This window comes from Thioalkalivibrio sp. ALE17, from assembly GCF_000425605.1.
Taxonomy (GTDB): Bacteria; Pseudomonadota; Gammaproteobacteria; order Ectothiorhodospirales; family Ectothiorhodospiraceae; genus Thioalkalivibrio.
The window spans coordinates 248,309-261,898 of record NZ_AUDT01000002.1 but is presented as its reverse complement, the minus strand read 5'-3'; the positions used below and the strand labels follow the sequence as shown (position 1 = coordinate 261,898).

Below are 13,590 nucleotides of genomic sequence, written 5' to 3'. Positions count from 1 at the left end.
ATGACCAGTGTTCCCCTGGCCGCGATCGGCTACCTGACAGCGGCACTGGCGTTCCTGGTGCTGGCGGTGGTGACCCTGGTGCGCTGGCGCAACCGGCCCTCGGGCCTGTGGGTGGTCCTGGCCGCGTTGCTGTCGGTGGGCTGGGCGGGCTACCTCGGTTTTCTCGCCTGGCAGTACGGGACCAGCGCGGCGATCTCCGGCGGCGTGATGGAGGTGGCCCGCAATGCCGGCTGGTTCGCGCTCCTGCTGGCGTTGCTCGCGGGCAGTGGAAGCCGCCCGGGGGTCGATCCGCGCGCCCTGCGCTGGTGGGCCAGTGGTGTTGCGGCCTTTCTGCTGTTCATCCTGGTGCCGATGCTGTGGCCGCAGTTGCTGGGCGCGATCTGGCCGGGGCTGGCCACATTGCTGATGGCGATCGCCGGGCTGGTGCTGGTGGAGCAGGTCTACCGCAATACGCCGCCGCAGAACCGCTGGGAGATCAAGTTCCTGTGCCTGGGTCTGGGCGGCCTGTTCGCCTTCGACCTGTTCCTGTTCGCGGACCTGGTGCTGTTCCAGACCATCGACAGCCCGTCCTGGCAGGCCCGCGGGTTCGTGAATGCGCTGGTGGTCCCGCTACTGGCAATTTCGGTGAGCCGGCGCCTGCCGCAGCGCGAGGGGCCCACGGTTTCGCGCCACCTGCTGTTTCACACCGCGTCGCTGATCGGGGCCGGGCTGTACCTGCTGGCGGTCGGCGGCGCGGGCTACTACCTGCGCCACCACGGCGGCGACCTGGGTGCCCTGCTGCAGGTGACTCTCCTGTTCGGGGCGGTGCTGCTGCTGGCGGTGGTGCTCTTCTCCGGCAGCGTCCGCGCCCAGCTGCGGGTATGGCTGGCCAAGCACTTCTTCAACTACCGCTACGACTACCGCCAGGAATGGCTGCGCTTTACCGGAACCCTCGCGCAGACCGATGACGAGACCCCGTTCCGGCAGCGGGCGATCCAGGCCATCGGCGAGCTGGTCGAGAGCCCCGGTGGCCTGCTCTGGGTCCATCGCGACGACGGCCGCTTTGCCCTCGACGGCGTGCTGAACCTGGGCGAGCCGGAGTACCCGGCGCTGGAACCGGACGATCCCCTGGTGGCATTCCTGATGCGCTCCGGCTGGGTGATCGACATCGACGAGTTCCGCCGCGATCCGGCGTTCTATCACGGGCTGGAGCTGCCGGCCTGGCTGGTGGACAACCCGCGCCACTGGGCCGTGGTGCCGCTGCTGAAAAGCGATGGCCTGGAGGGGTTTGTCGTGCTGGCCCAGCCACGTGCGCGGCATCGCATCGACTGGGAGGAGCGCGACCTGCTGAAGACCGCGGGCCGCCAGCTCGCCGTGTACGTGGCGCTGGTCCAGACCGACGAGGCCCTGCTGGAGGCGCGCCAGTTCGAGACCTTCCATCGGCTGGCGGCGTTCCTGGTCCACGATCTCAAGAACGTCTCTGCCCAGTTGTCCCTGATCAGCGCCAACGCCGAGCGCCACCGCGACAATCCCGAGTTCGTGGCGGATGCCTTCCGCACCGTCGGCAATGCCCGTGAGCGCCTGGAGCGCACCCTGGCCCAGCTGCGCAAGGCCCAGCCGGGGGCCGACAGCCCGCGTCAGGCGATCGAGGTGGACGCCCTGCTGGAGGAGGTCGCGCACGACAGCCGCGAGGTTCGGCCGGTGCCCCGGGTCACGGTCGAGGCCAGCGCCGGAGTCCTCGGAAACCGCGACGCACTGCGGAATGTGCTGCTGCACCTGGTGCGGAATGCACAGGAGGCCACGCCGGATAACGGCGATATAACCATGACCCTGAAAACCCGGGATCAATGGGCCATCATCGAAATCGAGGACAACGGGGCGGGCATGGACGAGGACTTCGTCCGGCGGCGGCTCTTCCGCCCCTTCCAGACCACCAAGGGAAACGCCGGCATGGGCATTGGCCTGTACGAGGCCCGGGACCTGGTGGTCCGGATGGGTGGGCGGATCGATGTATCCAGCCGCGTTGGCGAGGGGACCGCCTTCACGCTGCGTCTGCCACGGTACGGCACATGAGGCGTCTTCGTGCCGTTCACCATCACGTCCTCCCGGGGCCGGGTGCAAAGTAATGGAGTCGATGCTCAAGCTGCTGATTGTCGAGGATGACGCCGGCCTGCAAAGCCAGTTGCGCTGGTGCCTGGACGGCTACGAGATCCTGCAGGCCCAGGATCGCGCGAGCGCGATGGCGCATATGCGCCGGCACGAGCCCGAGCTGGTCACCCTGGACCTCGGCCTGCCCCCCGACCCGGCCAACGCCACCGAGGGCCTCGCGCTGCTGGAGGAGATCCTGGCGTTCAACCCCGGGGTCAAGGTGATCGTGGTCACCGGCAATGACGATCGCGAGAACGCGCTGAAGGCCGTCGCCCTGGGGGCCTACGATTTCTACATCAAGCCCGTGGATGCCGAGCTCCTGCGCCTGATCGTGGACCGTGCCGCCCGGCTGTACGAACTCGAGGAGGAGAACCGCCGGCTGGCCCGCGGCAGCACCTCTTCGCTGTCCGGGATCATCACCTCGGATCCGCAAATGCTGCAGGTCTGCCGCATGGTGGAGCGCGTGGCGCCCTCCGACGCGACCGTCCTGCTGCTGGGCGACAGCGGGACCGGCAAAGAGGTCCTGGCGCGCGCCGTCCACGACCTCAGCAACCGCGCGAAGGAGCGCTTCGTCGCGATCAACTGCGCCGCGATCCCGGAGAACCTCCTGGAGAGCGAACTGTTCGGCTACGAGAAAGGTGCCTTCACCGGCGCGACGCGCCAGACCATCGGCAAGATCGAGCATGCCGACAAGGGCACGCTGTTCCTCGACGAGATTGGCGACCTGCCGCAGAGCCTGCAGGCCAAGCTGCTGCGCTTCCTGCAGGAGCGCACGGTCGAGCGCCTCGGCGGGCGCAACGAGATCCCGGTGGACGTCCGCATCATCGGCGCCACCAACCAGGACCTCCAGGCCCTGATCCGGGCGGGCGACTTCCGCGAAGACCTGTTCTATCGCATCAGCGAGATCAGTATCGACATCCCGCCGGTGCGCGAACGCCAGGGGGATGCGACCCTGCTGGCCCACGCCCTGCTGGAGCGCTTCGCGCGCGAGCAGGGCAAGCCGCGCCGCGGCTTTACCGCCGACGCGCTGCGCGCGATCGAGGGCCACCCCTGGCCCGGCAATGTGCGCGAGATGGAAAACCTGATCCGGCGCGCCGTGATCATGGCCGACGGCAACCTGGTGACCGCGGAGGACCTCGGGCTCGAGGACCACGACCAGGAAGCGCCGCCGGAGCGTCTGCGCGAGGCCCGCGACCGGGCCGAATACCAGTCCGTGATCAAGGCGATGGGCCGCTGCAACGGCAACATCGCCCAGGCGGCCGATACCCTCGGCATTACCCGTCCAACGCTCTACGGCCTGCTCGACAAGTACGGGCTCAGATGAGGCACACCATGGTGACTACCCGATACACGAAACAAGCATCCGGCCCGGCCCGGTCCCGTCACAATGGGATACTGCCGGGACGCCTGAAGCCGCTGGCACTGGCGGTGGTCCTGGCCACCGGCGTGGGCCTGGCGGGCTGTGACCAGATCGGGACGGCCAGCGAACAGGACTACCTCGACCGTGCCCAGGCCCTGCAGGAACAGGGGGACTACCGGGGCGCCCGCATCGAGTATCGCAACGCCCTGCAACTGAACACCGATGCCCCGGCCACGCGCCGCAGTCTCGGCGTGGTGTATCTGCAGCTGGACAACCCGGAGGAGGCCCGCCGCCAGCTGGAACGGGCGCAGTCGCTCGGTATCCCGGAGGCGCAGGTGGCGCTGCCGCTGGCCGAGGCGTGGTTCGCGACCGACCGCTTCGCGCGGATCCGGGCGCAGTCGGTGCCGGAGGATCTCGCCGCCGAGGAGCGGCCACGGCTGCACGCGCTGCGGGCGGTCGCCTTTGCCGCCGTGGGCGAGCGCGACGCCGCGGAGGCCGAGCTGGCACAGGTCGAAGCGTCCGAGCAGGCGCCGCTGCAGGCCCTGGCGCATGCCCATCTGGCGATGGCCGAGGGTGATGCCGAGCGGGCGATGGCGTCCCTCGAACAGGCGCTCGATCAGGACCCCGAGCTGGCGCATGCCTGGAGCCTGCTGGGCGAGTACCGCCGTATCACCGGCGATTCCGAGGGCGCGGAAGAGGCCTTCACCCGGGCCATCGAGGTGCGCCCGGCTTCCGGACGTGACTACATGGCGCGCGCGATGGTGCGCCTGAATGCCGGCGATTATGAAGGGGCGCGGGCGGACGTCGACGGCCTGATGCAGGGTGGCTCGTCGCATCCCGGCGTGCATTACCTGGACGGGATGCTCCTGATGCAGGAGGAACGCTACAGCGACGCGCGCGCGAGTTTCGAACGGGCCGTGGCCGGCAATCGCACCTACAGCCCCGCATTGCTGGGGCTTGGCCTGGCGCATCGCAGCCTGGGCAATCTGGAGCAGGCCGAGCACAACCTGAACCGGCATGTGCAGGAGAGCCCGGGATCGCTGCAGGGCATCCGTACCCTGACGGCGATCTATCTGGAACAGGATCGGGTGGAGGATGCGCTGCGGTTCGTGGACCGGGTCAGCCGCGACTACACCGGCGATCCCGCCGACATGGCGGAGCTGCGCGGGCGCCTGCTGCTGGTGGCCGGCGACTCCGAAGCCGGGATCGAAGCCTTGCGCGATGCCGTGGCCGCGAGCCCCGGCTCTCAGGGCCTGCAGGAACTCCTGGCGGTGGCGCTGCTCCGGGGTGGCGAGACCGAGGAAGGCCTGGACGTGATGCGTGCCGCCGGTGGCGGCGAGGTTACGGCGCAACAGGTCGATACCACCATGGTGCTCTACCTGTTGCAGGCGGGTCGCTATGACGAGGCGCTGGAACGCGCCCAGCGCCTGCAGGAGCTGCAGCCGGAGGCCGCCGGCCCGCTGAGTCTCCAGGGCGCCGCCCTGATGGGACTGGGCCGGACCGACGAGGCGCGCGCCGCGTTCCGCGAAGGGGTCGAACGTGACCCGGACGATATCTCCGTGGCGATGAACCTTGCCAGCCTGGAATTGCAGGCCGGCAACCGTGGCGCGGCACGGGAGGTCCTGGAAGCGATTCAGGATCGCCACCCCGGGCATGCCCGCTCCGCGCAGCGCCTGGCCAATCTGAGTCTCCAGGACGGGGACCAGCAGGGCGCCGCCCGCTGGTTTCGGGTGGCGATCGAGTCACAGCCCGAGATGCTGCCACCGCATCTCGCGCTGGCCCAGATCCAGCTCCAGGGCGGCCGCCCCGAGCAGGCCCTGGAGACGCTCGAGGCCGCGAGTGAACATCATCCGGACAATCCCGACCTGCTGTATGCGCTGGCCGATGTCCAGCAGACGCTCAATCGGCCCGATGCCGCGGTCGCCAGTCTCGAGGCGGCCGTCGAGCAGGCGCCGGACAATGTGAACCTTCGGCTTGCCCTGGCCCGCGCGCATGCGCAGGCCGGTGACGAGGCCGCCACCGAGGCCACGCTGCGCGAGCTGCTGGAACGCCAGCCGGAACATTACCGGGCCCGCGTGCTGCTGGCTCGAGGGCTGGTCAACCAGGAGCGCACGGAGGACGCCCGGCCGCATCTGCAGCGGCTGGAAGAACGCTTCGAGGATCGCAGCGAGGTCCAGGCCCTGCTGGGACGTGCGGCCCTGCAGCGGGATGATCCCGCGGCCGCCGCGCGGCATTACCGGGCCGCGCTGGCGGACCCGGGCGCCCAGCGCCGGGACTGGGTCCATGAACTGGCCCGAGCGCAACGGGAATCCGGCGAGTTCGAGGCCGGCCAGGCCACGCTGGAAGACTGGCTCGACGAGCACCCGCAGGACCTGGCCACCCGGCACATCTATGCGGCGCAGCAAATGGCAACGGGCGACGAGTCGGGCGCCGTGGCCTCGTACCGCCGCATCGTCGAGCAGGATGCGGACGACGTGATTGCCCTCAACAACCTGGCCTGGACCCTGCGTGAACGCGAGACCGAAGAGGCGCTCGGACACGCGCGCCGGGCCGCCGAACTCGCTCCGGAGGCGCCCCCGGTGCTGGACACGCTGGCCGTGGTGCTGATCCACGCGGGCGAGCCGGCCGAGGCCGCGGATATCCTGGGTCGCGCGCACGAGCTGGCTCCGGAGGATCCGGGCATCCAGTACCACCTGGCCTGGGCGGAAAGCGAACAGGGCGCACGCGACGCCGCCGCCGACCGCCTGCGGCAACTGCTGGATGCGCACGACGCCTTCCCGCAACGGGCCGACGCCGAGGCCTTGCTCGACCGCCTGTAAGCCCGAAGAGGTCCGACGTTCGAAGGGGCTGCCACAGGCAGCCCCTTTTTTCATGCCTGCCCGTACGCCTGCACGGCCGGGATGACGGTGTGTGGGGGTATGAGGCCGGGAATCTGGATGGCCTGTTCCGCCCCCTGTAGGAGCCTGCTCGCAGGCGAATGCCCCTGCCCGCGTCCGGCTCTGGCAGGAGCTTCGCCTGCAAGCAGGCTCCCACAAGGATGTTTCCACCGCGCACCCCTCTGTCGTCATCCCGGAGACCGCGCAGCGGTTATCCGGGATCTGCCGGGATCTGCCGGGATCTGCCGGGATCTGCCGGGGGCTGCCGGGGGCTGGCGCGGCGTCGGTGGCGGGGGTGGGAGATCCCGGCTCTTCGCTTCGCTACGGCCGGGATGGCGGAGTGTGGGGGAGTGCAGCGGTGGGGAATCCGGATGTCCTGATGTGACCCCTTGACCCCTGTGGGAGCCTGCTTGCAGGCGAATGCTCCTGCCCGTGCCCGACTCTGGCAGGGGCTTCGCCTGCAAGCAGGCTCCTACAAGGATGTTTCCACCGCGCACCTCCCTGTTCGTCATCCCGGAAACCGCGTAGCGGGTATCCGGGATCTTCAGGGCTGGCGCGGCGTTGGTGGCAGCGTCGGGAGATCCTGGCTCTTCGCTTTGCTGCGGCTGGGATGACGAGGTGTGGGGGAGCGCTGGACCTGGGGTGACGCGGGTGTGTGGGGGCGTGGTGTCCGGGGCGGATTGAAGGGCGTGGGGGAAGGCTCTGACTGGGGTGTGGATGATGGTGGTGCGTGATGGTTGGTATGCCCAGGGCTGGGCGTGGGTTGCCGTATGGGCCGGGGTCGGGCAGAAAAAAGGGCTCCGCGGAGGGAGCCCTTAACTCGGTGACCCCACAGGGGGGAGTGGGTCACCAAGGCTGTTGGTGGTGCGTGTTATGCGGCCTGGCGGTGGGTGCTGTTGGAGCGGCGGCGCATGCCACCGACCCCGATGAAGCCCGCCAGGATCAGCAGGGACAGGCCCATCAGCGCCAGGGTACCCGGCTCCGGCACCGCGAAGCGCAGGCTGCCGTCGTGGGTGGACTGAGTTTCGCTGAAGAGGGTTTGCCCTTCGCGGTCGTCGCCGTAGACGTTGTTGGCGTCTTGGCCGAAGAAGGTCTCGGGGGGCGGTGTTTGGATTGTGCCGGCGCTGGCGAAGGCCGAGACGATGAACGTCGGGGCGCCTTCCTCGTCCTCGAGCAGATCGGCGAAGTCGATGCCGTCAGAGGTGAACCAGAAGCCCGGCAGGACGTTCACGACCTGAAATTCGAAGGTGAAGGTCCCTTCGACGAAGGCACCGCCTGCGCTTTCAAACTCCAGGATGCTGTTCCCGGCATTCAGGGCCAGCTCCATCACCTGCTCGCCGGCGCTGTAGTGGGCCGCCGCCGCTTCATAGTTCTGACCGAAGCCGGGATTCGTATCGGAGATGAAGAGCTGGAAGTTGTCGTTGCCCACCGATGTGTAATTAGCGGTCACGCCGAAATTGCCGTTATCCAGGGTGCCAGAGCCCGTCACCACGCCGCGGAGCTCATCCCAGAGGAGCCCCATGGAGTAGTCCTCACCCAATCGGTCCCCGGTCCGAGGCGCAGCGGTATTGAGCGAGGTGCGGAACCCCGATGCATCGCCGTAGCCGCGGTCATAGAAGACATCGCCGACCTGAACCGGGCTGTCCGGGTCCTGAACGTACTGGAAGGTCTGGGTGTTCAGGTCGAACTGGATGCGGCGGACGTTTTCGACCGAACCGCTGTAGTCCGCGGTGGCGCCGAGGTTGATGTCGAAGTCGATGATCTCTGCCGCTGTCGCCGTGCTCGCGCCGGCGGCGAACATGCCGACAAAGAGCGAAGCGAGAAGTACTTTTTTCGCGTTCATGGGGCTCTCCTGATGCTCAATTTACAGCGATTCAACCATCGCCGGGGTCTGGCCTGGTGGCCGTGTCTGTTGCTTTCGGTTGAATACAAAGCAGGCTCCGTGCCAATTTCCGGTCTCGGAGTGGATGGCGCGCAGGGCATTGAAAATAAGGGAGAAAATTGGGTGGCAGCTGCTGAGCCATGGATCGATTGATCGCAGGAGGGGCTTGTGGCCGGGGAACTGTAAAGGGTGTCGACGAGCGGGCCGGCTGGATTCCGCCGTCAGGACGCCCGAAACCGGAGAAACCGGTAAAAATGTTTCAAAAACCGATGGTTGTGCGGATTGTTTGGCTTGTAAAGCATCTCGACAGGCCGGCCGCCAGAGGCGCGGCCGGGGGCTCGGTCAGGCCGCGCGGGCCCGCGCGAGCCGGTGCCCGACGACCAGCAGGGCCGGGAGGACCAGCAGGTCGAACAGCAGCGCCGCGATTAGCCCGAAGGCCGTCAGCCAGCCAAAGGCGGCCGTGGGCTGGAAGTCGGACAGGGCCAGCAGCAGGAACTGGCCCACCAGCACGATGGTGGTGGCGGTGATCGCGCGCCCGCTGCGGCGGAAGCTGCGGGCGAGCGCCCAGGCAACCGGGCTGCCCCGCCCGCGCCGCTGGCGATAGTTGTGCAGGACGTGGATGGTGTCGTCCACGGCGATCCCGATGGCGACACTGGCAATCATGGCCGTGGCCATGTCCAGCCAGATGCCGAGCAGGCCCATCAGGGCGAAGATCATCGCCACCGGTGCCAGGTTGGGGATCATGCTGAGCAGCGTCAGCGGGATCGAGCGCCACATCAGCAGCATCAGCAGCGTGATCATCGCGGCCACGGCATACAGGCTGTGCAGCTGCCCTTCGATCAGTAACCGCTCCTGGTCTGCGAACAGTCGGGCCATCCCGGCCATGTCCCATTCCAGGTCGGCCGGCGGGTTGGCTTCCAGGTGGTCGCGCAGGTCGTCCATCAGTGCGTTGATGGCCCGCGCCCCGTGGGCGTTCAGGTTGAGCAGGATGCGGCTGCGTTCGAAGTCGCGGTCTACGGCATCGAACAGGTCGCGGCCGTCGTAGATGAACAGGTACTGGGCGACCAGGTTGGGGTCGTCCGGGATGCGCCGGAAGGCCGGGTCTTCCTCGTTGAAGGCCCAGTGCATCTCGGCGACGAGATCCGGCAGGGACAGGCTGTAGTCCACCTCGGGGCGCTGGTCCAGCCAGTCCTGCACGCGCTGGATGGCCAGCATGCGATCCGGATCCTGCAGGCTGTCCCAGTCCGGCCCGTCGAACACCACCTCCAGCGCCATTACCCCGGAGAGTTCGCGCTCCACCGCGCGGGTCGCCTGGGTGATCGAGTGGTCGTCGTCGAAGAAGGCGTAGAGATCGGTCTCGACCTCGACCTGCCGGATCTGCGGGATCGCCAGGGCCACCAGGATGGCGGTGGCCAGCAGGACCCAGCCGGCCCGACGGATCGCCAGGTGTGCCGCCAGCGCGGTGAAGCGGTCGAGCAGGCGCAGGCCGCGCTGCGGGGCGAGCCAGTCGCCGCGATCCCAGCGCACCATGATCGCCGGCAGGAGCAGCAGTACGACCGCCGCGGCGAGGAGCACGCCGAAGGCCCCGATCAGACCGAAGGTCTCGATCGGCCGGATGCTGCTGACCTGCAGCGACGCCAGCCCCGCCGCGGTGGTCAGCGCCATGAACGCGGTGGGACGGGCCACGGCGGCCAGCGCCGCCTCCACGCGCGCGCGCCCCCGGTGGCCGCGCTGCGCGGCATGCAGCAGGGCGTTGAAGAAGTGCATCAGCATCGCCACCGTCAATGCGGTCAGCAGGGGCGGCAGGATGGCGGAGATCAGTGTGAACGGCCGGTCGAGCAGGATCAGCAGGGCGATCGCGGGCCCGGTGACCGCGCTGATCGTGGCAGCGGACAGCACGACCACCAGCGGGCGCCGGAACAGCCACCACAGCAGCAGGAGGCTGATGGTCATGGTGCCCGGAACCAGGAAGGCGAGGTCCTTGACCATCGCCCGGAGCTGCGCGACATCCAGGGCGATATGGCCGGCGATGGCGGTCAGATCGCCTTCCAGGTCGTGCTCGGCGATCCGGTCGCGGAGCAGGCGTTCCAGCTGCAGGCGCTGCAGGCTGTTTTCCAGCGCGTGCGGGCGCACGACCACCGCCAGCGCCTCGCCGCCGGGGCCGGCTACCAGGCCGGGGGCGAAGCGGTCACGCAAGACCCGCTCGCGCCATTCATCGGCCGTGCGTTCGTCCAGCGCGCGGCCGTCCACCAGGCGGTCCACGGTGAAGCCGTCGGTCGTGGCCCGGATGTGGTCCAGGGTGGTGACCGACAGGACCCGTTCGACGCTCGGATCGGCCTCCATGTCGCGCACCAGCGCGTCGATGCGTTGCAGGAAATCGGCCTCGAACAGCTCGCTGCCGGTAAACAGGCCGACCAGTACCTGATCCTGAGGGAAGCGTTCGCGCAGTTCGCGATCGAAGGTGACGGCCGCGGCGTCCTCGGGGAAATAGGACTCGGGGGCGTTATCCAGGTTGACCTGCAGGAGAACCGGGCCGGGCAGGAAGAGCAGCAGGGCCAGGATGCCCAGTGCCAGTCGCGGGCGCCCCAGCAGCCAGCGCATCAGAACTGCCCCCGCCAGCCGGTGACGAGCATGCGGTTATCACGATAGAAGCCCCCGGCCGTGCCCTCGGCCCCGTCCAGCCAGTGCAGGCCGATATAGAATTCCATGGGTTCGCGGGCGATCCATGCCAGTTCCGGGTTCAGGTAGACGTCGCGGCGGTTGAGCCCGATCGAATAGCGCAGGCGGGCCCGCCAGTTGTAGTCGGCAAACGGGCTCTCCAGTTCTCCGGTCAGGAAGTAGCTTTCGCGCGCATCCAGCATGTTGCCGGCGTTCAGCAGGTGCTGGCCCGCCAGCTGGGTGGTCATGCGGAAGTCCCCGTCTCCGGGGAAGCCCTCGGCGCCGACCACCCAGTCGACCCCCTCCACCGTGGTCTGGCGCAGGTCATCCGCGCGGGTCACCGGCACGTCGCTCAGCCAGGCGGCCTCGGCGCGCCAGGTCCAGGCGCCGGTGGCAAAGGCGGTGTCGCCGCCCACCACCCAGGTGCGCGGGTGGACGGCCTCCAGCGTCGGGTCCCCGGGTGGCTGGCCGGCGAGGATGGCCTGGCGGGTGTCGGTATCGAAGCGGTAGTAGGGCTGCGAATGCCGGGCCCGCTGGACGGTGACGGCGAAATCGGCGCCGCGGCCGGAGCGCCCCAGGCGCACGCCGGCGCCGCCGTTGCCGGAGACATCGTCGTCCAGCGCGGCCTGCTGGATCACCGACGCCAGCGCCGGGTCCTGTGGCAGCCCCAGCAGGCGTCCCCGGTTGCGGTCCACCGGGTGCCAGAGGCTGTCACGGTCAGGCAGCTCCGCCGGCCGGAACAGGGGCAGGAAGACCAGGTCCGCATGCCACGGCCCCTGGAAGAATTCCGCGCGGATCGCCGGGTTCGCGCGGCGCCGTTCGCCGTATGGGTCCAGGCCGAAGCGGGTCAGGTCCTTGGTGCTGAGCCGGTCGGTGGGCGGGATCTCGTCCACCCGTCCCCACAGGATGCGCTGGGTGCCCACGGTGACGCGCGTACGATCGCCCCGGTAGCGCAGGAAATTTTCGTCATAGTCGGCGCGTGTGCGGGTGGTGCTTGGGTAGTCGCCGCCCTGCTGGGCCAGGATGTCCGCGCGCGCCCCCAGGCGCAGCTCCCAGGCCTCGTTCAGGTCGCGGCGGGCACTGACCACGCCGCGACCGTGCTGCACATGGTCCACGGGACGCCCGGATGTGCCCAGCACGCCCAGTTCGATGCGGGCGTCCTCTACCCGCAGGTCCCAGGCGGCGGCGCCGGTCTGGGTGTCCGCGTTCGCATCCTCGGCCGACTCCTCGCCGAATACGAACGCGCGCTGTGCTTCGTCTTCGGCATCACCGTTTGGGGTGTCGCGCGACGGTGCCGGAGTGTCAGGCGCGGCGTCGCTCGCGGGAGCGGAGGATGCCTCAGCGACGGCGACGGGCGCAGCGGCGGGCCCAGCCGTGGGCATGTCCGGGACCTGCAGCACCGCGCCGGCGCGCAGGGTATGCACGTCGCCGTCGAAGGCGTGCGGATTGTGTTCGAACAGGCGCTGGACCATCTCCCGAGTGGGGATGCGCGGGTCCGGGCGCAGGCGCTCGGCCACGCTCCACAGGGTGTCGCTGGCGCGCACCGTGTAGTGGTTGCCGGCGCTCGGGATGGGCGCGGGTTCGGTGCGCGCAAGCTCGTCCGGCGCGGGCGGCTGGAGCGTCGCCCCGGCCTTCAGGCCCTCGGGCCCGCCGTCAAAGGCATCCGGGTTGCGGGCATACAGCGCCTGCGCCATGGCCTGGATGCGGACGGACGGGTCGGGCCGCAGATCGCGGGCGATGCTCCAGAGGGTGTCGCCCGGCTGCACGGTATAGGGGGCCGGCGCCGCGGCGGCCAGCGGCATTGGCCCCAGCACCAGCAGCCCGGCGAGCACCGTGGCGCGCCATCCCCCGGGCCGGGGCGTGGGCGCTTCATGGGCGATAGGGGCGCGCAAGGCTCGGGTCCGACAGGCCGCGGAGGGTGAATAGCTCGTCCGGGAGACCGCTGTTGTAGGTCACGTCCTCGACCTCGAGGATGGTGGTGCGACCGCTGGCAAGATCGGTCATGGAGCTGCGGGTTACCGTCCAGTAGCCCTGGATCTCCTCGATCCGCTGTACCTCCAGGCGCTTCGCGGGCTCTTCGCCCCCTTCGTACAGGTCGATACGCAGCGGCAGGAGGGTCTCCTCGTGGATCCAGCTGACCCGCTTGCTGTAGACGGAGTTGCCGCTGTCCACGGGCACGCTCTCGAGCACGGTGACCGGGGTGCCCTCGTAGGTATCCTCGCCCAGGATGCGGTGGTGGTCCTTGTGCGGTTCGCGGTCTTCCAGGTCCTCGAAGTAGAGTTCGGACTGCACGAAGCTGCCGCCCCGGTTCTCGCTGCTGATGCGGCGCTCGCGCTGGATCGCGGGCAGGTAGAGCCACTGGTCGACATCGCCGCCCGGGTGGTTGTGGACCAGGATGGCCGTGTCGGCAATGTTGCGCGGCGACGTAAAGCGAATGAGGTTGCGGCTGGCACCGGGCTCGTCGCCATCCAGGCGGTACTCGTAGCTTTCGCGTACCCGCTCGCGGCGGCCGCCGCCGGTGAGTGTCATGATCCCCCGGGTGACGGCATCGTCCCCGTCCGGGCGCTCGTGGACGGCGCGGGCCAGCTCGCGCGCCGCGGATTCCTCCGCCAGCGCCGTGGCGGGCAGGGTGGCCACCGCGAGCAGGAGGCCCGCGCCGAGGAACATGGCGGTCCGGTTCATCATGG

7 protein-coding genes are annotated in these 13,590 nt (G+C 69.1%); 3 read left to right on the top strand and 4 right to left on the bottom strand.

Going from position 1 to position 13,590, the window contains the following annotated elements; genetic code table 11:
• The 3 genes from prsK to prsT all read left to right on the top strand — a co-directional run bounded on the left by prsK (position 1) and on the right by prsT (position 6,306).
• Complete coding sequence (gene prsK / locus H609_RS0102820; RefSeq protein WP_028484276.1) at positions 1-2,052, top strand: XrtA/PEP-CTERM system histidine kinase PrsK; 2,052 nt, start codon at positions 1-3, stop codon at positions 2,050-2,052.
• A gap of 61 nt (positions 2,053-2,113) precedes the next feature.
• Positions 2,114-3,451, top strand: a complete 1,338-nt coding sequence (gene prsR / locus H609_RS0102815) for a PEP-CTERM-box response regulator transcription factor (RefSeq protein ID WP_018876712.1) — start codon at positions 2,114-2,116, stop codon at positions 3,449-3,451.
• Between the two features lie 8 nt (positions 3,452-3,459).
• On the top strand, positions 3,460-6,306 hold the full coding sequence (prsT, locus tag H609_RS0102810) for an XrtA/PEP-CTERM system TPR-repeat protein PrsT (protein ID WP_231369952.1): 2,847 nt from the start codon (positions 3,460-3,462) through the stop codon (positions 6,304-6,306).
• A gap of 928 nt (positions 6,307-7,234) precedes the next feature.
• Here the strand turns inward: prsT and H609_RS0102805 are convergent.
• The 4 genes from H609_RS0102805 to H609_RS0102790 form a co-directional block, all read right to left on the bottom strand.
• Complete coding sequence (locus H609_RS0102805) at positions 7,235-8,206, bottom strand: PEP-CTERM sorting domain-containing protein (protein WP_028484274.1); 972 nt, start codon at positions 8,204-8,206, stop codon at positions 7,235-7,237.
• Positions 8,207-8,587: 381 nt separating this feature from the next.
• Positions 8,588-10,846, bottom strand: coding sequence for an RND family transporter (locus H609_RS0102800; protein WP_028484273.1), 2,259 nt, complete (start codon positions 10,844-10,846; stop codon positions 8,588-8,590).
• Positions 10,846-12,735: a LysM peptidoglycan-binding domain-containing protein gene (locus H609_RS0102795; RefSeq protein ID WP_028484272.1), complete on the bottom strand. Its 1,890-nt coding sequence runs from the start codon at positions 12,733-12,735 to the stop codon at positions 10,846-10,848. The genes H609_RS0102800 and H609_RS0102795 overlap by 1 nt, the downstream gene beginning before the upstream one ends.
• 37 nt (positions 12,736-12,772) lie before the next feature.
• Complete coding sequence (locus tag H609_RS0102790) at positions 12,773-13,588, bottom strand: outer membrane lipoprotein-sorting protein (protein WP_018866598.1); 816 nt, start codon at positions 13,586-13,588, stop codon at positions 12,773-12,775.
• Positions 13,589-13,590 lie beyond the last annotated feature (2 nt).